14 protein-coding genes are annotated in these 19,326 nt (G+C 71.3%); 1 reads left to right on the plus strand and 13 read right to left on the minus strand.

Annotated features, from left to right (window positions below; translation table 11 throughout):
* On the plus strand, window positions 1–959 hold a 959-nt coding region (locus STRTUCAR8_RS16420), incomplete at its 5' end, for a LacI family DNA-binding transcriptional regulator (RefSeq protein ID WP_006376915.1).
* Window positions 960–990: 31 nt separating this feature from the next.
* Here STRTUCAR8_RS16420 and STRTUCAR8_RS16425 read toward each other — a convergent pair.
* The 13 genes from STRTUCAR8_RS16425 to STRTUCAR8_RS16485 all read right to left on the minus strand — a co-directional run bounded on the left by STRTUCAR8_RS16425 (window position 991) and on the right by STRTUCAR8_RS16485 (window position 19,289).
* Window positions 991–3,720 (minus strand): fumarate reductase/succinate dehydrogenase flavoprotein subunit, encoded by a 2,730-nt coding sequence (locus STRTUCAR8_RS16425; RefSeq protein WP_006376918.1) that lies wholly within the window; start codon window positions 3,718–3,720, stop codon window positions 991–993.
* A gap of 15 nt (window positions 3,721–3,735) precedes the next feature.
* Complete coding sequence (locus STRTUCAR8_RS16430) at window positions 3,736–4,503, minus strand: ABC transporter ATP-binding protein (protein WP_006376928.1); 768 nt, start codon at window positions 4,501–4,503, stop codon at window positions 3,736–3,738.
* A complete protein-coding gene (locus STRTUCAR8_RS16435; RefSeq protein WP_006376925.1) occupies window positions 4,500–5,357 on the minus strand; it encodes an ABC transporter permease in 858 nt (285 codons plus the stop codon). Before STRTUCAR8_RS16435 ends, STRTUCAR8_RS16430 begins: the two co-directional genes overlap by 4 nt.
* Complete coding sequence (locus STRTUCAR8_RS16440; protein WP_006376923.1) at window positions 5,354–6,730, minus strand: ABC transporter substrate-binding protein; 1,377 nt, start codon at window positions 6,728–6,730, stop codon at window positions 5,354–5,356. The genes STRTUCAR8_RS16435 and STRTUCAR8_RS16440 overlap by 4 nt, the downstream gene beginning before the upstream one ends.
* Before the next feature lie 14 nt (window positions 6,731–6,744).
* A complete protein-coding gene (locus tag STRTUCAR8_RS16445; protein ID WP_006376935.1) occupies window positions 6,745–6,972 on the minus strand; it encodes a 4Fe-4S dicluster domain-containing protein in 228 nt (75 codons plus the stop codon).
* A 55-nt stretch (window positions 6,973–7,027) separates the two neighbouring features.
* Window positions 7,028–7,798: a GntR family transcriptional regulator gene (locus STRTUCAR8_RS16450; protein WP_006376912.1), complete on the minus strand. Its 771-nt coding sequence runs from the start codon at window positions 7,796–7,798 to the stop codon at window positions 7,028–7,030.
* Window positions 7,799–7,976: 178 nt separating this feature from the next.
* Window positions 7,977–9,617, minus strand: a complete 1,641-nt coding sequence (locus tag STRTUCAR8_RS16455) for a carboxylesterase/lipase family protein (protein WP_006376916.1) — start codon at window positions 9,615–9,617, stop codon at window positions 7,977–7,979.
* 105 nt (window positions 9,618–9,722) lie between these two features.
* Window positions 9,723–11,000, minus strand: coding sequence for an alginate lyase family protein (locus STRTUCAR8_RS16460; RefSeq protein ID WP_006376931.1), 1,278 nt, complete (start codon window positions 10,998–11,000; stop codon window positions 9,723–9,725).
* A 36-nt stretch (window positions 11,001–11,036) separates the two neighbouring features.
* Window positions 11,037–14,387 carry an alginate lyase family protein gene (locus STRTUCAR8_RS16465; protein ID WP_006376934.1) on the minus strand — a complete coding sequence of 1,117 codons (3,351 nt, stop codon included), beginning with the start codon at window positions 14,385–14,387 and terminating at the stop codon, window positions 11,037–11,039.
* A complete protein-coding gene (locus STRTUCAR8_RS16470) occupies window positions 14,384–15,931 on the minus strand; it encodes a glycosyl hydrolase family 28 protein (protein WP_006376930.1) in 1,548 nt (515 codons plus the stop codon). Before STRTUCAR8_RS16470 ends, STRTUCAR8_RS16465 begins: the two co-directional genes overlap by 4 nt.
* Window positions 15,932–16,033: 102 nt before the next feature.
* Window positions 16,034–16,936, minus strand: coding sequence for a carbohydrate ABC transporter permease (locus STRTUCAR8_RS16475; RefSeq protein WP_006376927.1), 903 nt, complete (start codon window positions 16,934–16,936; stop codon window positions 16,034–16,036).
* Window positions 16,933–17,934 carry a carbohydrate ABC transporter permease gene (locus STRTUCAR8_RS16480; RefSeq protein ID WP_006376932.1) on the minus strand — a complete coding sequence of 334 codons (1,002 nt, stop codon included), beginning with the start codon at window positions 17,932–17,934 and terminating at the stop codon, window positions 16,933–16,935. Before STRTUCAR8_RS16480 ends, STRTUCAR8_RS16475 begins: the two co-directional genes overlap by 4 nt.
* On the minus strand, window positions 17,931–19,289 hold the full coding sequence (locus STRTUCAR8_RS16485) for an extracellular solute-binding protein (RefSeq protein ID WP_006376914.1): 1,359 nt from the start codon (window positions 19,287–19,289) through the stop codon (window positions 17,931–17,933). Before STRTUCAR8_RS16485 ends, STRTUCAR8_RS16480 begins: the two co-directional genes overlap by 4 nt.
* Window positions 19,290–19,326 lie beyond the last annotated feature (37 nt).

The following is a 19,326-nucleotide window of genomic DNA, read 5'->3' on the forward strand; positions in this document are numbered from 1 at the left end:
GCGGCGAGTATCCGGCGAGCCCGGCGACCCGCAGCAGTGTCATGCGGGCCGTGCGTGAACTGGACTACGTCGCCGACGCGCGCGCCAAGGCGGTCGCCGGTGTCGGTACGCCCACGCTGGCCTTCGTGCTCGACGACATCACCGGCCCGTCGTTCGCGCTGATGGCGCACGGCGTGGAGCGTGAGGCGACCCGGCTGGGCCATCTGTGCCTGGTGTGCAGCACGGACGGCGACACCGCGCACGAGCTGGAGTTCGTCGAGATGATGCGGGCCCAGCGCGCCGCCGCCGTGATCCTGGTCGGCGGCACCGCCGACACCCCCGAGTACCGTGCGCGCACGGCCCGGATCGCCGACTCGCTGGCCTCCGCCGGCTCCCGTCTGGTGCTCTGCGGCCGGCCTCCGCTGGAGCGCGGTACGCCGGTCACCGTCATCGAGTACGACAACGAGGGCGGCGCCTACGCCCTGTGCGCCCACGTCCTCGCCCAGGGCCATCAGCGGGTCCTCTTCCTCGGTGGCCGTCCCGACCACACCACCGCCCAGGGCCGCGAACGCGGCTACACCGCCGCCCACCGTGCACGCGGCCTGGAACCCGACCCGGCCTTGCGTCTGTTCGGCGACTTCACCCGGGACTCGGGCCACCGGCTGATGCGCGGCGCCCTGTCGAAGGGGCTGGAGTTCACGGCCGTGATGGCGGCCACCGACATGGTCGCCGCCGGCGCGCTCACCGCCCTCCACGAGGCCGGTCTCTCCGTACCGGGCGACGTGTCCCTGGTGGGGTACGACGACATCCCGTTCGCCCGGGACCTGCACCCGGCGCTCACCACGGTCCACGTGCCCTACGAGGAGCTGGGCCGTCTCGCCGTCCGTACGGTCCTCGGCCGCACCCCGGACGACCCGGACGAGCATCTGCTGCTGGGCACGCATGTCGTCGTACGGGACTCGGTGGCGGTGCGGCGGTGACCCGGCAGGGCGCACCGCCGCCGAGCCACCCCTACAGCCGGGCGTAGGCCCGTACGTCCGCGTCCGTGTCCTGCGCCACCGAGTCGAGGGCGTCGGCGACCCCCGGTCGGCCGTCGTGGCGGCGCAGCGCCCGGACGGCGGCCTTGCGGACGTCGGCGAACTCGTCGGACAGTGCCCCCGTCAGGGCGGGAACCGCCAGTTCCGGCGCCGCCGCGCCCAGTGCCGTCGCCGCACCCGAACGGACCTGCCAGGCAAGATCGTTGAGCGCCGCGACGGCCGCCGTGTCCAGTGGGGACGGGCAGCCGGTGGTCGCGAGTGCGGTGAACGCGGCGGCTCGTACGAGTGCGTCGGTGTCGGCGAGGAGGGGCTTGAGGTCGTCCGGGGTGCCAACCGTGCCCAGGCCGTGCGCGGCGGCGACCCGTACCTCTCGGGAGGTGTCGGCGGCGGCGCGGGCCAGTTCCGGTACCGCGTCCACCGACACCAGGGCCCGGACCGTCTGGATGCGCACCCCGAGGTCGGGGTCGTCGAGGGTGCGGGCGTACAGGGGCGCGGAGCCGAGGCGCAGGGCGCGCAGGACGTCGAGCGCGGCGGCCCGTACTCCCTCGTGGCCGGGGTCGTCCAGGGCGAGCGCGGCGACCAGGGCGTCGCGCAGCGCCTCCTCGGGCGGCAGCACCTCGACCAGTTCGCGCAGGGAGCCCGCCGCCGCCTCGCGTACGCCGGGGTCCGGGTCGCCGAGTGCGGTGGCCAGGGCCGGGCCGGTGCCCTCGGGGGCGGTCTCGGTGAGCGTGGCGACGGCGGTGCGGCGTACGGCCGGGTCGGGGTCGGTGAGGTAGGGGCGCAGGTCGGCGAGGCCGGGCTGTTCGTCGGCGAGGGCGAGGAGTTCGAGGATGCGCGGGGAGGGCGCGGTCGCCGTGGGCAGGACCGTACGGGTCTTCACGGTGCCGGAGCCGACCGGGGCGACCTCGCGCGAACCGGCGGTCGCGACCTGTTCGGGGTGGACCTCGCCGAGGACGCTCACGTCGCCGCCGGTCGGTTCGAAGCCCTCGACCGGGACCAGGTAGGGCGCCACCGGGCGGGTCAGGAACTCCATCGAACCGTCCGCCGCCTTGCGGACGTTGAGGTGCCGGAACCAGTCCGCGTCGTCGCGCTGGGGGATGTCCGTGCGCTCGTGGTAGAGGCCCCAGCGGCTCTCCGTACGGGCCAGGGAGGAGCGGGCGGCCAGTTCGGCGCAGTCGCGGATGAAGTCGACCTCGGCGCAGCGCATCAGTTCGTGCGGGGTCTTGCCTCCCATGCCGGCGATCTCACCGCGCATCCGCTCGAACGCCTCGACGGCCAGGGAGAGCCGGGCGCCGCTCTTGGGCGGGGCGACGTAGTCGTTGACGAAGCGGCGGAGTTTGTACTCGACCTGGGGCTGCGGAGGCCCGTCGGGGTTGCGCAGCGGCCGGTAGATCAGCTCGTGCGCCTCGCGCAGCTGGTCGGGGGGCAACTCACCCTCGTAGGCGCGGTGTTCGGCGGCGGCGTCGGCGCCCGCGAGGTCTCCGAAGACGAAGGCGCCGATCATGTAGTTGTGCGGTACGCAGGCCAGGTCGCCGGCCGCGTACAGGCCGGGGACGGTGGTGCGTGCGTGCTCGTCGACCCAGACTCCGGACGCCGAGTGGCCGCCGCACAGGCCGATTTCGGAGATGTGCATCTCGATGTCGTGGGTGCGGTAGTCGTGGCCCCGATTGGCGTGGAAGGTGCCGCGCGTGGGCCGTTCCGTGGAGTGCAGGATGTCTTCGAGAGCGGTGACGGACTCCTCGGGGAGATGGCTGAGCTTCAGGTAGACGGGGCCTCGCTCGCTCGCCACCTCCGCCGCGAACTCGGCCATCATCTGGCCCGACCAGTAGTCGGAGTCGACGAAGCGTTCGCCGTGCCGGTTGACCTGGTAGCCGCCGAAGGGGTTGGCGACGTAGGCGCAGGCCGGGCCGTTGTAGTCCTTGATCAGGGGGTTGATCTGGAAGCACTCGATGCCGCTGAGCTCGGCGCCCGCGTGGTACGCCATCGCGTAGCCGTCGCCCGCGTTGGTCGGGTTCTCGTACGTGCCGTACAGGTAGCCGGAGGCGGGCAGGCCGAGGCGTCCGCAGGCGCCGGTCGCCAGGATCACCGCCCCGGCCCGTACGGTGACGAACCGTCCGGTGCGGGTGTCGAACCCGGCGGCGCCGACCGCACGGCCGCCCGCGGTGAGGACCCGGACCGGCATCACCCGGTTCTCGATGCGGATGCGCTCGCGCATCTCGCGGCGCCGCAACTGCCGGTAGAGGACCTTCTTGACGTCCTTGCCCTCGGGCATCGGCAGCACGTACGAGCCGGAGCGGTGCACCTGGCGGACCGCGTACTCGTTGTGCTCGTCCTTCTCGAACTTCACGCCGTACGACTCCAGGCGCTGCACCATGGCGAAGCCGCGGGTGGCGGTCTGACGGACGGTGGCCTGGTTGACGATGCCGTCGTTGGCGCGGGTGATCTCGGCGACGTAGTCGTCGGGTTCGGCGCGGCCGGGGACGACGGCGTTGTTGACGCCGTCCATGCCCATGGCGAGGGCGCCGGAGTGGCGGACGTGGGCCTTCTCCAGCAGCAGGACGTTGGCGCCGTGCTCGGCGGCGGTCAGCGCGGCCATGGTGCCGGCGGTGCCGCCGCCGATGACCAGGACGTCGCAGGTCAGCTCGTCGGCGTCGTGGAGGGCGGGGATGGCCGTGACCGTCGTGCTGTCCGTCGTGCTGTCCATCGGGAGGGAGACCTTTCAGCTGCTGAGGGAGGCGAGGATCCGGCGGCGCAGGGCGACCGTCGCGGGCTCGCCGTGGGCCGCGCGCTCGCGCGGTCGGGGGACGTCCAGTACCTGGCCGGTGCCGAGGAGGGCGACGCGGTCGCCGAGGAACACCGCCTCGTCGACGTCGTGGGTGACGAAGACGACCGTGGCGCGGGTGCCGTTCAGTACTTCGACGAGCAGGTTCTGCATCCCGGACCGGGTCTGTGCGTCCAGCGCCCCGAACGGTTCGTCCATCAGCACCGCGCGCGGACGCCCGGCCAGGGCGCGGGCCAGCTGTACGCGCTGGCGCTGGCCGCCGGACATCCGGTGCGGCAACTGCTCCTCCCGGTCGGCCAGACCGACCCGGGCCAGCCACTGGGAGGCCTGCGCTCGGCGTTCGGTGCGCGGCAGCCCCCGTATGGCGAGCGGGAGTTCGACATTGCGGCGGGCGTTGCGCCAGGGCAGCAGGCCGTCCTCCTGGAAGACCAGGGCGCGGTCTGCCTCCGGCCGGGTGATCGGCCGGTCGTCCTGGCTCACCTGTCCGTCGAGCGCCGGCAGCAGCCCGGCCAGGGTGCGCAGCAGCGTCGACTTCCCGCAGCCGGACGGGCCTACGACGGTCAGAAGTTCACCGGGGGCGATGTCGAGGTCGAGGGCGCTGAGCACCGGCAGTCCCGGGCGCCCGATGGTCGCGCCCGACAGCCGTAGCCGTACGCCCTTCGGGGTCCCGGTCTCGACCGTGGACGTACTGACCTGGGTCGTCATGATGCCGCCCTCCCGGACGGGTGCGGAGTCGCGGCCGGGCGGCGGACCCGGCGCGCGGGTACCGTCCGTTCGGTGACCGGGCGCGGCAGCCAGCGGGTGACGCGGCGGCCGGCGACCTCGACGGCGGTGGAGGTGAGCCAGCCGAGGAGGCCGATGGTGGCCATGCCGACGAGGACGCCCGGATAGTTGACGATGGTGTAGTCCTGCCAGGTGCGGTAGCCGACGCCGTACTGGCCGGAGATCATCTCGGCGGAGATGACGCAGATCCAGGACACGCCGATGCCCACCGAGAGCCCGCCGAGGATGCCGGGCAGCGCGCCGGGCAGGACGACGGAGACGAGGACACGCAGCCGGCCGCCGCCCATGGTGAGGACGGCCTCCTCCCAGACCGGGGTCAGGGCGCGGACGGCGTGGCGGGTGGAGACGAGGACGGGGAAGAAGGCGGCGGTGAAGGTGATGAAGACGATGCCCTGCTCGTTGGTGGGGAAGAGCAGGATCGCCACCGGGACGAGGGCGATCGCCGGTATGGGCCGCAGTACTTCGAGGAGCGGGCCGAGGAGGTCGGCGGCGACCCGGGAGCGGGCGACCGCCGTGCCGACCGCGATTCCGGCGACCGCGGCGAGCGCGAAGCCGGTGAGGATGCGGGTCAGGCTGTCGGTGAGGTCCTGCCAGTAGACGGCCGTGCCGAGGCGATGCCCGAACTCGCGGGCGACCTGCGTGGCGGTGGGGAACTGGGCGAACCGCAGCCACAGGTTGACGTGCTGGCTGGTGAGCAGCTGCCAGATGCCGAGTGCGGCGAGCAGCGAGGCGGCGCGGAGCGCGTACCGCGCGTACGGGGCGGCGGGGGCGCTCATTTCGCGGCCTGCCGCACTGCCGTGGACAGTGCCGTGGTGTAGCTGACGATCCGTGCTCCGGGGCGGGCGGCGGTCCAGGCGTCGGCGGTGGCCTCGGTGACGAAGGGCTCCAGGTCGGTGCCGTCCTGGACCCACACCGACCTGTCGGCGAACCAGCGGGTGCCGGTGGTGGCGTCGGGGACGTACGCGGCCCGTACGTTGCCTCCGTGCCCGGCCACGTAACGGAGCAGGGCGGCCGGGTCGGCGTAGGTGCTGGTGGTGGTCGCGCCCCTGAGCCAGACCTCGGGCCTGGAGGCGGGGGCCGTGGTCGCGGCGGCCTTGGCGTATCCGGCGCCGTAGGCCTTCTTGAGGTAGCTGTCGTCGACGAAGTCGGAGACGTTCACCGGACCCGCGAGCTTGGCGGAGACCAGCAGCGGGACGTCCTTCTTCAGGGCGGCGACCAGCTCGGGCTTGAGGGTGGGGTCGAAGGTGGAGATGCCGCCCTTGCCGTTGTAGAGGTAGACGACCTCGGCCGGGAGCCCGGTGACCTTCGCGACCTTCTCGGCGGCGGCGACCGGGTGTGCGTCGAGATACTCGGTGGCCTTGATCTGGGCGGCCAGGAAGGCCTCGACGACCGCCGGACGCTGATCAGCGAAGGCGTCGCGCACGGTGACGCCGTGGAGGGTGGGCAGGCCGAGCGAGCCGCCGTCGTACAGGGCCTTCGCCTTGCCCTGGAAGGCCAGCAGGCCGGGCCAGGCGACGAACTGCGAGAGCGCGTCGACGCTGCCCGCCTCCAGTGCCGAAGCGCCTACGGCGGGCTGCTGGTTGAGCTTCTCGATGTCCTTGTCGGGGTCGAGCCCGGCCTGCTCCAGGGCCCGTACGAGAGTGCCGTCGGCGGCCGAGCCGACGCTCGTCGACACCTTCTTGCCGCGCAGGTCGGACAGCGACTTCAGAGCCGAGTCCGGGGCGGTGACCACGGTGTTGAGGGCGCCGCGCGCGTTGTAGCCGGTGACGGAGACCAGCCGGGTCGGCGCGTTGAGCTGCTTGCCCCGGGAGGCGTTGATGAGGAGCGGGAAGTCGCCCATGGAGCCGATGTCGACCTTCCCGGCGATCATCGCGGCGGTGATCGGGGCACCGGTGGCGTAGTCCTGCCACTCCACCTTGTAGGTGATGCCGTCGCGGGCGCCCTGAGCCTTCAGCGCGCTCTCGAAGTAGCCGAGGGAACGCAGCAGGGTCCCGGCGGTGACCGTGTTGATGGTCTTGGACTGGTAGCCGACGGTCACGGTGACCGACTTGCTGTCGCTCGCGTCCGCGGAGCCGCCGCAGGCGGTGAGCGGGAGGAGCAGGACGGCGGCCAGGACCGCCGGAGCGATCCTGCGGGACGGGCTGGACATGCGGGCGGGACCTTTCACCGGAGGAGGTAGGGCATGTTGACGGTGACCGCGCCGGTGGGGCAGCGGGCGGCGCACGGGCCGCAGTACCAGCACTCGTCCACGTGCATGTACGCCTTGCTGGTGTCCGGGTCGATGGCGAGGGAGTCCAGCGGGCACATGTCGACGCAGAGGGTGCAGCCGTCGATGCACTTGGACTCGTCGATCGTGACGGGCACGTCGGCACGCTGGGGGACGAGAGGCATGGCTGTCTCCGGGAATCGGCGGGCGAGGGGTGTGGGTTGCGGAAAAGAAGGTGGGTCAGGCGGACCGGTGGAGCAGACCGCGCATGGTGATCCGGTCGCCCCGGAAGCGGATGAACTCCAGGTCCACGGGCCGCCCGTCGGACAGACAGGTGAGCCGCTCCAGCATCAGTACGGCCGCTCCGCGCGGGGCCTCCAGGACGGCGGCGGAGTGCGCGTCGGCGGTGACGGCCTCCAGGGTGATCTCGGCGGTGCCCAGGCGCCGGCCGGTGATCTGCTCCAGCAGCCGGAAGACGTCGGTGTTCTCCAGGTCGGCGCCGAGGAGTTCGACGCCGATGTCCATCGGGATGTAGGTGAGGTCCAGTGACAGCGGCACCCCGCCGAGGCGGCGCAGCCGCTCCACGTACAGGACCTCGGCACGCGGTTGCAGTCCGAGCCGGGCGGCGACCGGTCCGGGCGCGGGGACCGGGCTCATGGTCCGTACCTCGTTGGTGACCTGGCCGTGCTCGTGGAGGGTCTCGGCGAGTCCCATCAGCCGGTCCAGGCCGTGCGGGTACTTCTGACAGGTGACGACCGTCCCGACCCCGGGCAGCCGCTCGACCAGTTGTTCGGTACGGAGCAGGTCCAGGGCCTGGCGGACCGTGTTGCGGGACGCGCCGTAGTCGGCGCCGATGGCGTCCTCGTGCGGGAGTACGCCGTCGGGGAAGCCGTCCGTCAGAAGCTGGTGGCGGAGCAGGTCGGCGAGCTGCCGGGCCCGGTCCGCGCGCAGCCGGCGGCGTCGCGCGGCCGCGACGGGCGCGGTGTGTTCGCGAGTGCGGTCGGCGGGCATCGGGGCTCCCAGCGGGGCGGGGGTTCGTGTTCCACCGGACCATAACCGGGGGCCGCCCTCCGTGGTGTTGCGGCAGTGTTGCGCCACCAAGCCGTCGGTCGTTCACCGGCGTGAACTGGCGGTTTGCCCCGACGAGTGACAGATCCGCCACCTGGCCGAAACCTGTCGGGCGACTCCGTCAGCGCCGGTGGACGGCGCCGGGGAGGCGGAGGCGTCGTACGACCGACCGTGTTTCCGTGCCGCGCAGGAGCGAACGAGGCCGGGGGGTCTCCTCCGGAGCGGAGTCCGGGGGCGCGGCGTCGGCCGCCCACAGGGCCAGTTCACGGTCGCGCGGCCCCTCTACGGTGTACGGGTCGCCGTCGCCGAAGATCCGCACGGGGTGCGAGGCGTCCCAGGGCCGCCAGCCCGGGTCACCGTCGACGGCGAAGCGTACCCACGCCGTGTGCGTGGCCTCGGCGAGGTCCGCCGGGGCGCCGTCGCCCGCGAGCTTGGCGGACTCGGGGGCCTGGTGGGTGTCGAACACGAATCCCAGTTCGATGGAGTGGCAGGCGCCCAGACCGGGCTTGGTGGACGGCCAGGCGAACTCGTACACATAGGCCCGGCCGCCCTCGCCGCCCCTGCTGTGTTCGCCGCCCATCCCGACCTCGCCGCCGTTCCCGCCCCCGGCGCGTGCCTCCGCGAGCCGGTGCAGCGGTACGCGGAGCAGGTGGTCGGTGACCAGCTGGCCGACGAGGTCGGCCGTGCCGGCGTCCGGGTGCAGGGTGCGGTAGCCGCGCGGGACCTCGGGGCCGCAACGGCAGCGGGCCATGGCGCCGGCCAGGGCGACCGCGCCGAGCCGGTCGAGGCGCTCCAGGAGCCCGCCCGGCACCAGCCACAGCCGGTACTCGTCCCGGGTCCAGCCCAGGAGCAGGTCGACGTCGGCGGCAACCCCGTCGACGAGGGCCTCCAGGGGGTCGCGGGGTACGAGGTCTCCGTCGACGACGATGCCGAAGGCGGGCCCGCCGACCACCGGACTGCTCAGCCGCCCGACCTCGCCCTGGACGCGCAGCAGCAGTTCCCGGTCGACGGCGGCGAAGGCCTCGGCGGTCGCCGGGATCTTCAGCCGGGCCGCCATCCGGCGCACCATCCGCCGCACCTTGTCGCGGTCGCTCACCTCGGGCGGCCCGCTCTGCAGCACCGCCCGCCGGAAGAGCCCCCGCGCCCGTGGGGAGGCGAGCAGCGCGCCGATGCTGATGGCGCCGGCCGACTGGCCGAAGACGGTGACACGGTCGGGGTCGCCGCCGAAAGCCGCGATCGACGCCCGTACCCACTGCAGCGCGGCGAGCTGGTCGCGTAGGCCGGGGTTCGGGGGTGCGTCCGGGAAGAGGCCGTAACCCTCCACGCCCAGGCGGTAGTTGACCGAGACGAGGACCACACCGTCGCGGGCGAAGGCGTGGCCGTCGTAGACGGGGACTGCCGATGAACCTCGGGTCAGGGCGCCGCCGTGGATCCACACCATGACCGGGAGCCGGGCCCCTCGGCCGGGCTCCGGGGTCCAGACGTTCAGGTTGAGGCAGTCGTCACCGGGGACCATCGGGTCCGACAGCAGTCGGGAGAAAGCCTCGGAGTACGGCGGTTTCGGCGGGGTGGGGCCGAAGCCGCCCGCGTCGCGCACCCCGTCCCAGGGGGTGGGCGGCACGGGCGGCCTGAACCGGCGGGGGCCGAAGGGCGGCGCGGCGTACGGGATGCCGCGGAACACGGCGATCCCGTCGCCCTCGTAGCTGCCCCGGACGTCCCCGTAGGGCGTCCGTACGACGGGTCGCGCCGATTCGTCCCTCATCTGCCCACCAGCTCCTCGCCGCCGCTCGTGAACCGTTCAGATCACAGCAACACATGACCTGCCGGTATTCCTGCGGAAGGAGCCTTTCGGTGGGTGACGGTACGGCTATCTGGCGTACATCAGGGTGCCGAAGCCGAGCTGGTCGAAGCCGCCGCTCGTCGTGCCGTAGTCACCTCCCCCGCCCTCGGGCCGGACGCTCTCGGCCATCGCCTGGATGTAGGGGACAGCCAGACCGCGCCGTTTGGCGTAGTGGTAGTAGAGAAGGTCCCAGACCGGGCGGACCTGGCCCCGGCTCGCGGAGGAGATCACGGTCTGTGACGACTGGGCGCAGTTCTGGCCGGTGCCCCAGGTGTAGGTGGTGTAGGGGACGTCGTTGCCCAGGTTGTACTTGGCGACGTACTGGGCGGCCTTCATGAACCGGTTGCTGTCGTAGCCGTACAGGTCGTCGCCCTGGGACCAGGCCGTCTCACAGAAGGCGCCCATCTGGCCCATGCCCATCATGGTGTGCCCCTGGTCGCGCCCCGACTCCTGCCACTGGCCAAGGGCGTAACCGGCGGAGTCGGTGTGGAGGTACGGGACGGCGTGGGCGAGGGAGCCGTTGCCGGCGCCGTTCTTGAAGTAGTTGACGGCCTGGTCGTACTTGGCCCCGTCGTCGCACAGGATCCCGATCGCGAGGATCGAGTTCATGTTGCAGAGGTCCCAGTTCGCCCAGTAGTTGGTGATGCAGGCGTCGTTGTGGCCGGTCAGGAACTGGTTGTTGAGCGGGTAGAAGACGTTGAGCATCATCGTCCTGAACCGGTCCAGGTCGAATCCGCTGTAGCCGCGCATGAGTTCGGCGGCGTTGGCGAACTGGTAGCCGTAGATCCCGGCGGCCAGGAAACGGTCGGCGTTGCCGGTGACGGTGGTGAGGGTGGACGACCAGGCGTTGAGGATGCGCACCGCCGCGTCTCCGTTGGCGGTGGTGCCCGCGATCTTCCAGCGCAGGGCGTTCTGGTAGGCGGCGTGGATGTCGTTGTAGAGGACGGTGTAGTTCTCGCCGGTGCCGCCCCGGATGATCGTGGCCTGGGGGCGGGGCGTCCAGGTCGACGCGGAGTGGGAGTTGGCGGTGAGACGGTTCCAGCCGGAGAGCCAGGGGTCGGTGCCGGCGGCGACCCGGACCTTGGCCCGGTTGAGTTCGCCGTAGGCGTGGAGCATGCCGGGGTGGGTGAAGGTCGCGGGTGCGGCCTGGGCGGAGGGGGCCGTGAGTGCGGCGGCGGAGCCGCCTACGGCGAGGGCGGCGGTGAGACCGCCGGCGGACCTCAGTAGTCCGCGGCGGCTCAACTTGGCTCGTTCGTCGGGCACTTCGGGCTGGTAGGAGTGCTTGTGGGGGTTTTCGCGGCTCATTGCGATGCATCTCCAATCCTGGTGGATCCAGGAGGATCAGGTGGGGCTGATGCTCACCTCGTCGAAGTACGAGGTGCAGCGGGCCAGGGGGTCGCGGGAGCAGACCACGAGGCCCACGTAGTGGGGGGCGTCGCCGAAGCCGGGGATCTCTCCCTCGGCGAGGGGGGTCCAGCTGACGCCGTCATCGGTGGAAACGGCTGCGGAGAAGGTGGTCCCGGCACGCTTCAGCCGCAGCAGGGTGGGGAGTTGGAGGGCGGCCGTCCCGGTGAAGACCGAGGCGCCCGCCACCGTCTTGCGCAGCATCAGCTGGGCAGTGGTACCGCCGGTGACGATCACCCCGGCCGCCTGGTCGAACGGTGACAGGGACTTGGCCATGAGCAGCCCGACCCGGTCGGCGGTGGTGGTTCCGGTACGGGAGACCAGCCGGGCGGTGAGGACGCTGTCACCGGTGACCTGCCGCCGGACGAACTGCCCGGTCATTCCCTGCCCGTTGACGTTCAGGTCGGTTCCGGAGCCCCGGACGACGAAGGTCCCGTCCCCCGCGTCCTTCGGTTCGTACGAGGTGGAGCCGGGCGTGCGTACCGCCACCACGCCGTAGGTCCCCAACTCCCGTTCGTCGACGACGACATCGCCGAGGTCGCCGTAGGTCCAGGGGGCGGACGGCGGGGTCCCGACAGTGAGCGCGAGGGTCGCTGTCGCCGTGCCGGAGGCGTTGCCGGCGGTCGTGGTGACGCTGAACTCCCCGCTCCGCGTGGGCGTTCCGGAGACGAGCCCGGTACGCCGGTCCACGGTCAGCCCCTTCGGCAGCCCGGCGGCGGCGAACCGCACGGGCGCGTGCGAGGCCCGGATGAGGTGCTGGAAGGGGACACCCACGTTGGCGAACGCCGTGCCCGCCGACAGCGCCTCAGGCACCGACGGCGTCGGCATGAGGGCGGAGGCATGGACCGAACGCGGGCCACGGCCACCGGAGTTCGTCTTGGCGACGGTGTAGTGGTACGTCCGTCCGGGCGTCCCGGTGGCGTCCGCGTACCGCACGCGGGTGCCGAAGCCGACCGGTCCGACCTCGTCGGCGACCCTCTCGTACGGGCCGTCGGGACGCGTGGCCCGCAGCACGGTGTACCGCGCCGACAGGTCGGGGTCGGTCCACGTCAGCTCGACGGCGTCGGCTCCGGTGGCCGCCCGCAGATCGGTGGCGGTGCGCCGGGGACGCGGTACGCACCAGACGGGGCCGGAGGCGGCGGTCACCCGGACGTTGTCGAATGCGCCGGTGCCGGTCTCGGCGTACCCGGCGTCGACGCCCAGGCAGGAGGTGAGGGCGAGCCCGGCGTACACCGTGCGCCCCAACTCGACCTCGGTGACACCGACTTGCGTCCAGTCCTCGCCGTCCGGGGAGATGGACCCCGTGCAGCGGCGGCCCTTGCGCTCGACGCGTACCCAGTAGGGGGCCCGCAGCCGGTAACCGTCACCGGCGCCCTCGACGTAGGGCGCGGTGAGCGGTGTCGCCGACTCCGGGAGCGCGCCGAGGCTGGAGATCGGGAAGGACGCGGCCGTGGTGATCGTCTGCTGCTGGGAGGGCGGCACAGGGGTGCTGCCGGTGGCGGAGACCGCCGCTCCCGGCGCCGGGCGTACCGTCCACACACCGCTCCAGGTGTGCAGCGGCAGGCCCTGGATCAGCATCGACGCGTGCGGGGCGGCGGCGTCGAGGGAGGCGCGCAGGGTGACACCGATCCTGGAGTACTGGGAGCTGAGCGGCCACACGATCCGCGCGGTGACCGCGCCGTCACCGCGCAGGGGGATGTGTGCCAGGCGGTACGTGTCCGCCGTTCCGCCCGCCTCCAGCACGAACCGTTCGCCGTCGAAGACCGCCGAGCCGGGGACGCCCGTGTCCCCCACGTCCCGGGTCGACCAGGGCGCCGGCAGTCCGGCACTCGCCGCAGCCCAGCCCGAAGTGCCGCTCGTGCCCTGCGAGTTGGTGGCGAGGACCGTGTAGTAGGAGGTCCGGCCGCGGTGGACGTGCCGGTCCGTGTACGTGTCGGTGGTGACGGCGTCGGCGATCGTCTCGTACGGGCCCTCGGGCCGGTCGGAGCGCCGGACCGTGTAGCCGGTGGCCCAGGTGGAGGGGAGCCAGGAGACGGTGACGGTGTCGTGCGCGCCGAGCGCGGTGACACCCGCCGGGGCGGTGGGCGCGGCCGGTGCGGGGGCCGTGGCGCCCGCGAAGGTCAGGGTGCCCCAGCTCGGCAGGTCGTCGTTGCTGCCCTCCACAACGCGGGCGCCGCCGGTCCCCCGGAAGACGGCCGCCTTCGTGGAGGGGGTGTCGAGGCCGCGTACGCCCGCGTAGTGCGCGTACGCCATCTCGTAGATCGGGGGCAGGGTGCCGCGGCCGGTCGCGGAGACGGACGTCTTGATGTACTTGCCGGTGCGGTCGAGGTCGGGGGTGAAGGGGACGTCGCCGCCGAGGTTGTAGCGGGCGGCGTACTCGAAGTTGGCGAGGACACGGTTGTCGTCGTAGCCCCACAGGTCGACGCCCTGGTTCCAGGCGACCTGGGCGATGTCGCCGGTCAGACCGACCGCGAGCTGTTCGTGGCCCTGGTCGCGGCCGGCCTCCTGGCCCTGGCCGGCGTCGGTGACGATGCGGTGGGCGATGCTGCCGTTGCCGGCGCCGGCCGCCATGAACCGCAGGGCGTCCTCGAAGAGGGTCGGCTCCTCGCAGAACACCCCGATGGCCAGGATGGTCTGGACGGCCGTCAGGTCCCAGTTGCCGTTGGCGTAGAGCATGTAGCCGGAGACGGCCGGATACCAGACGTCGAGGAAGGAGCGTTCGCAGCGGGCGATGTCCGCGTCCGCCCAGCCGTCGTAGTCGCCGCCGTGGCGCAGGAGTTCGGCCGCGTTGACGAACTTGAACGCCTGGAGTCCCGCGCCCAGCGGGCCGTCCGCGCCCGTGACGGCGGTGAGCGACGCCGACCAGGCGTTCAGGATGTCGCGGGCCTTGTCGGCGCCTGCCCGGTTGCCCGTGACGGCCCACATGAGCGCGTTCTGGTAGGCGGCGGCCGAGTCGGCGACGGCCTGGCTCATGAAGTTGGACGGGCCACGGCCCCAGGAGGTGACCTGCCCGGTGTTCTGCACGGCGTACGTCGACTTCGAGCGCGCGTGGGCGGCGAACGCCAAGTAGCCGTCGTAGACCGGGGACTGCTGCGCCGCGACCGCTTCCCTCATCCGGGTCAGGTCGTCGGCGGAGTGCAGCAGCCCGGGGTGGGTGAAGGTCCGCTGCCTGGCCGCCGCCCAGGCCGGGCCGGGGACGGCGAGGCCGGTCGCGCCCGACGCCAGCAGCAGGGCCGCCGCGCCGGTGCCGCCGAGGAAGCCCCGGCGGCTGAGGGGGGAGATCGTCATGAGGTCGCCGCCTCTGACGCTGCCGCTGCCTCTGCCGCCGCCTCCGTCGTGGTGAGGAAGCGGAGGTTCGTCACGTGCTCGTTGGTGTGCATCGGGATGGTGTCGGTGGTGAGGTACCAGGTCGGCTTCTTCATCGAGTCCGCGATCACCGTGCCGTTGACGACGAGGTTCTCGAAGGTCACGTCCTTGATGGGGTGCTTGGCGTCGTAGCCGAGCAGCAGGCACGTGGCGAGCGGCTTGCCGGTGTAGGAGAGGTCCTTGACGTGGACGTTCTGGATGCCGCGTCCGACCGAGGTGTTGTACTTCGTGTTGTACATGATCCGCATGTGGATGAGCTGGCCCCAGCGGAAGTCCTCCACACGTACGCCGTCGACCTTCACGTTCTTGATCAGGTTGCTGTCACCGGCGTTGAGGGCGATGCAGCCCTGGTAGCCCATCTGGGGCTCGCGGTGGTCGAGGATGTCGAGATTCCTGAAGGTGAGGTTCTTCAGGACCTCGGGGTTGTCGGTGTTGCCGTGCGTGCCCACGTTGATGGGGTGGGCGACGTCCGCCCAGAGGGTGGAGTTGCGGACGGTGATGTTCGTGGTGTCGCCGTAGTACTCCCAGCGGTGGGTGTAGATGGCGATGCAGTCGTCGGAGTTGCGCATGAACACGCCGTCGATGACGACGTTGCTGCTGCAGAAGACGTCGATGCCGTCGCCCCAGCCCTTGGAGCTGAAGGAGCCGAGCCCCTTGATCGTGACACCGGTTGCCTCGCCCAACTGGACGGCGTAACCGTTCGGGTTGAGCACGGTGACGGCGCCGATGGAGATGTTCCGCGAGTTCTCCACCAGGGCTCCGCCGCCCGCGGTTCCGGCGAGCACGCCCCGGCCCGCGATCCCGGCGTGCTCCACGTCGCGGAAGATCACGGTCGCCTTGAGGACGGCGCCGCCGTCGAGGTACACGGTCTTGCCGGAGGGGACGAGCAGGGTTCCGTCGGCGGTGGTGTGGACGCCGGGGCCGTAGTAGAGGACGTTCGGGTCGTCGGCGGTGGGTCGCTTCTTCTCGGTCGCGCGGGCGAACAGGTGGAGACAGTCGAAGATGTCGTCGTTGATCTGGACGACGACGTTGCGCGGCTGGTCGAGCGTGAACCGCAGGGTGTCGCCGAGCAGTTCGGGCGTGATGCCGTACGAGTCGGGTCTCACCCGGGCCTTGGTGGTGCCGCCCTTGAGGTAGGTGACCTCGATCTCGACGGAGCCCTGGAAGTCGAAGTACGCCAGCGAGGAGTTGTAGATCTTGCTCGACCCTGTGGTGGGGTTGATCTCTCCCAGCTGGGGCCGCCAGATGTCCAGGGTCTGCCACTCGCCGTCGGGGGCGGTGCGGACCCGCACCTTGAAGCTGGTGTTGGTCGGCATGGCGGACGGACGGGGGTAGGTGAAGAGCGCCGGCACGGCCGCGGCCTCGTCCGCCCGGGCCGTCGTGGCCGTCAGACCGGTGAGACCGGCCGCGAGGGCGGTGGCACCGGCCGCCTGGAGGGCGGTACGGCGGGACAGGGACGGGTTCATGGACAACTCCTCGCAGAGGTGAACAGACATGAAGAGACAAGAGGGGAGAAGAGGGGAGAAGAGGGGAGAAGAGGGCGCGAGTGAAGAGCGGGGCAGGGAGGGTTACTTGAGGCCGGTGGTGGACATTCCGGCGACGAACCCGCGCTGGGCGATCAGGAAGATCAGCAGGATCGGCACGACGTACAGCACGGAGCCGGCGGCCAGCAGGTTGTTCACGGGGAGGCCGCCCGGGGTCACGTACTGGGTCATGATCGCGACGGAGAGCGTGGTGCGGTCGCTGGACAGGAGCAGCATCGGGGCGATGAAGTCGCCCCAGCTCCAGGTGAAGGCGATCACGAAGCTCGCGGCCAGCACCGGCCGGGCCTGCGGCAGGAAGATCCGCCAGAAGATCGTGGGGTAGCCGCAGCCGTCGATGACCGCGGCCTCCTCCAGCTCCCGTGGCATCCCGGCGAAGAACTGCCGGAACAGGAAGACCAGATAGGGCGCCGCCGACAGCCCCCACAGCACCCACGGCCAGTACGTGTCGACCATGCCGACCTTGGCGAAGATGAGGTACGTCGGGAAGAGCGTGATCATCTGGGGCAGCATCATCGAGCCCAGCAGGATGCCGAACAGCACCTTCTTGCCGGGGGCGTCCAGCCGGGCGAAGCCGAAGCCGACCCAGGCGGAGCTGAGGGTGACGAGGGTGGCGTAGATCAGCGCGATGATGAGGGAGTTGCGGGCGTATCCCAGGAAGTCGATGCTGGTGAAGGCGTCGGCGAAGTTGTGCCACTGGATCCGGTCGGGCAGCCAGTGCACCGGGGAGGCCGCGAGTTCGGGTGTCGTCTTGAGGCCGGTGATGATCAGCCAGCCGAAGGGGCCGACCATCAGGCCGGTGATCACGACGAGGACGGTGTAGAGGACGAGACGGGACGTGCGTACCCGTACCCGGCCCGCGGAGTTGTCGTTCTCGGGTGCCACGGCGGTGGCGGGTCCGGAGCGGGAGGTCACGGTGGTGGCGGTCACTTCTTCGCCTCCGGGTCGACGTTGTAGAACACCACACCGGAGGTGAGCCTGAAGATCAGACCGGTCGCGATGAGGATCAGGACGAAGAGGACCCACAGGAGCGCGGAGGCGTAGCCGTAGCGGCCGAGCGCGAAGTACTCCGCGAACACGTGCATCATGTACATGTAGTTGGTCTGCGGGATCGCGGTGACGCCGGCGGGTGTGGGGTTCGAGGCGATCAGCAGCGGCATGATCGTCTGGACCGAGGCGATCATCCCGGTCACCCCCTGGAACAGCAGCACGGGTGAGAGCAGCGGCACGGTGATGCTGCGGAAGGTCCGCCAGGCACTCGCGCCGTCGATCCGGGCCGCCTCGTGGAGTTCCCGGGGCACGTCCTGGAGCCCGGCCAGCGAGATGATCATGACGTTTCCGGCGCCCCACAGCACCGCCATCAGGATCACGTAGCGGGCGTACGGATCGTCCAGCCAGGCGACCGCGTCGATGCCGCCCAGGTTGAGGACACCGTTGGCGGCGCCCGAGTCACGGTTGAAGAGCGCCTTGAAGACGAGGCCCGCGCCCACCGGCGGCACCACGGCCGGCAGATAGAGCAGCGTGCGCCACAGGCCCCGCGCCCGCATCGGGCGGTTGACCAGGACGGCCAGCGCCAGCCCCGCGACGATCGACAGCGGTACCGAGGTGAGGGCGAACACCCCGGTCCGGCTCAGGGCGTCCCAGGTCACGCGGTCGGACAGCAGCTCGCGGTAGTTGGCGAACCCTACGAAGCTCCAGTGCGGGGAGAGCCCGTCGAAGGTGGTGAAGCTCAGCCACAGCGCGTACGCCATCGGCCCGACGGTCAGCAGCAGGAAGCCGATGATCCAGGGCGAGGTGAACAGGTAGAACGCCCGGTGCCGACGGGCGGTCATCGAGGTCCGGGGCAGGTCACCGGGGCGTACGGCGCCGGTGCGGGCGGCGGGCGACCGGGGCCGCCGGCCGGCTTCTGAGATCTGGCCGACGGTCATCCCACCTGCTCCTTACCGCGCTTCAGCTGCTCGTTGACCGAGGAGTTGAGGCGTCCCGCGAGGGTGTCGACGGAGATCCGGCCGTTCATCGCGGCCGGCATGACCTGGTTGATGAGGGCTTCGAGCGCGTCCCACTTGGCGTACGGGGTGAAGGGGGTCACCGAGAAGTGCTTCAGCTCGGCCTCCTGCACCGCGAGGACCCGCTTCTGGTACTCCTCCTTCCTCGGCATCAGCGGACGCAGCGACTTCAGGGTCGGGATGCCCCAGCCGCCCGCCGCGCGGGCCTTCGCGGGCCCCTCGCCGAAGAACCACTCGAAGACCCGCCAGGCGGCGTCCTTGTTGCGCGCCTTCCTCGGCATCCACATGCCCGTGCCGGCCTGGCAGGAGCTGATCCGGGGGCCGCCCTCGAAGACGGGGGCGGGGGCGAGCCGGGACACCTCAGCGATCTTCGGCTCGGCGTTGATCATGCCGCCCAGCCAGTAGCCGCTGCCCGACATGGCCATCCGGTTCGCCACATAGGTGGGCCCGTCCCAGGCGTCGGGGTTGGGCTGGACGAGGCTCGGCCCGACCCTGAGCCTGGCGTAGTCCATGTACCAGGCAAGGGCTCTACGGGCCTCGGGGGTGGAGAAGTCGACGCGGGTGAAGTCGTCGGAGAAGAGGTTCCCTCCGGCGGCGGCGACCAGGTTCGTCAGGAGGATGACGATGTTCACGCCGTTGTAGCTGCCGCCGTAGACGGTGGTCTGGCCGTTCTTCCGTACGACCAGGCGCTCGGCCTTCTCCAGCCACTCCTCGTACGTGGTCGGTTCGGTCTCGGAGGGATGGTCGACGCCCGCCCTGTCGAACTGGGCGGTGTTGAACCAGAACATCGCGTCCTGGGAGAAGTCCTTCGCCATGCCGTAGCGGGGGCCCTTGCCCTGGGTGGTGCCGTCGTACCGCCAAAGGTCGTTGGCCGGATCGAGGTCGTCGGCCCTGAGGACGGTGGACGTGGCGAAGTACGGGTCCAGGTTCTCCGCGACGCCCCGGGCCGCGTAGAACGGCGCGTCCAGAGCGCCGACGCCGCGCACCAGGTCCGGCGGGTTGCCGCTGGTCAGCATCGCGATCAGCCGGGTGATGTCGTCCTGCACCACGGTGATGCGGATGCCCAGCTCCCGCTGCGCCTGCTGGATCAACTCCGTGGAGACGTCGTCGAGTTTGACCATCATGGTGATGGACTCACCGCCTCCCGTGGCCGCGCCGTCGACCCGCAGGGCGCAGCCGTTCAGCGCCGTCGCGCCGACCGCCGCACCGCCCGCCGCCGAGAGGGCGAGAAACCGGCGGCGGCTCGGGTGCGTACCGGCGGCGGCCTGTGCGTGCATGAACGTCCCTCCTCCTGATGTGGCTTGTTCGGGATAC

The organism is Streptomyces turgidiscabies Car8 (assembly GCF_000331005.1).
GTDB classification, from domain to species: domain Bacteria; phylum Actinomycetota; class Actinomycetes; order Streptomycetales; family Streptomycetaceae; genus Streptomyces; species Streptomyces turgidiscabies.

Excerpts from the sequence above, each read along its gene's own strand:
- STRTUCAR8_RS16425 (WP_006376918.1), bottom strand. The coding sequence starts at position 3,720 with ATGGACAGCACGACGGACAGCACGACGGTCACGGCCATCCCCGCCCTC.
- STRTUCAR8_RS16430 (WP_006376928.1), bottom strand. The coding sequence starts at position 4,503 with ATGACGACCCAGGTCAGTACGTCCACGGTCGAGACCGGGACCCCGAAG.
- STRTUCAR8_RS16435 (WP_006376925.1), bottom strand. The coding sequence starts at position 5,357 with ATGAGCGCCCCCGCCGCCCCGTACGCGCGGTACGCGCTCCGCGCCGCC.
- STRTUCAR8_RS16440 (WP_006376923.1), bottom strand. The coding sequence starts at position 6,730 with ATGTCCAGCCCGTCCCGCAGGATCGCTCCGGCGGTCCTGGCCGCCGTC.
- STRTUCAR8_RS16445 (WP_006376935.1), bottom strand. The coding sequence starts at position 6,972 with ATGCCTCTCGTCCCCCAGCGTGCCGACGTGCCCGTCACGATCGACGAG.
- STRTUCAR8_RS16450 (WP_006376912.1), bottom strand. The coding sequence starts at position 7,798 with ATGCCCGCCGACCGCACTCGCGAACACACCGCGCCCGTCGCGGCCGCG.
- STRTUCAR8_RS16455 (WP_006376916.1), bottom strand. The coding sequence starts at position 9,617 with ATGAGGGACGAATCGGCGCGACCCGTCGTACGGACGCCCTACGGGGAC.
- STRTUCAR8_RS16460 (WP_006376931.1), bottom strand. The coding sequence starts at position 11,000 with ATGAGCCGCGAAAACCCCCACAAGCACTCCTACCAGCCCGAAGTGCCC.
- STRTUCAR8_RS16465 (WP_006376934.1), bottom strand. The coding sequence starts at position 14,387 with ATGACGATCTCCCCCCTCAGCCGCCGGGGCTTCCTCGGCGGCACCGGC.
- STRTUCAR8_RS16470 (WP_006376930.1), bottom strand. The coding sequence starts at position 15,931 with ATGAACCCGTCCCTGTCCCGCCGTACCGCCCTCCAGGCGGCCGGTGCC.
- STRTUCAR8_RS16480 (WP_006376932.1), bottom strand. The coding sequence starts at position 17,934 with ATGACCGTCGGCCAGATCTCAGAAGCCGGCCGGCGGCCCCGGTCGCCC.
- STRTUCAR8_RS16485 (WP_006376914.1), bottom strand. The coding sequence starts at position 19,289 with ATGCACGCACAGGCCGCCGCCGGTACGCACCCGAGCCGCCGCCGGTTT.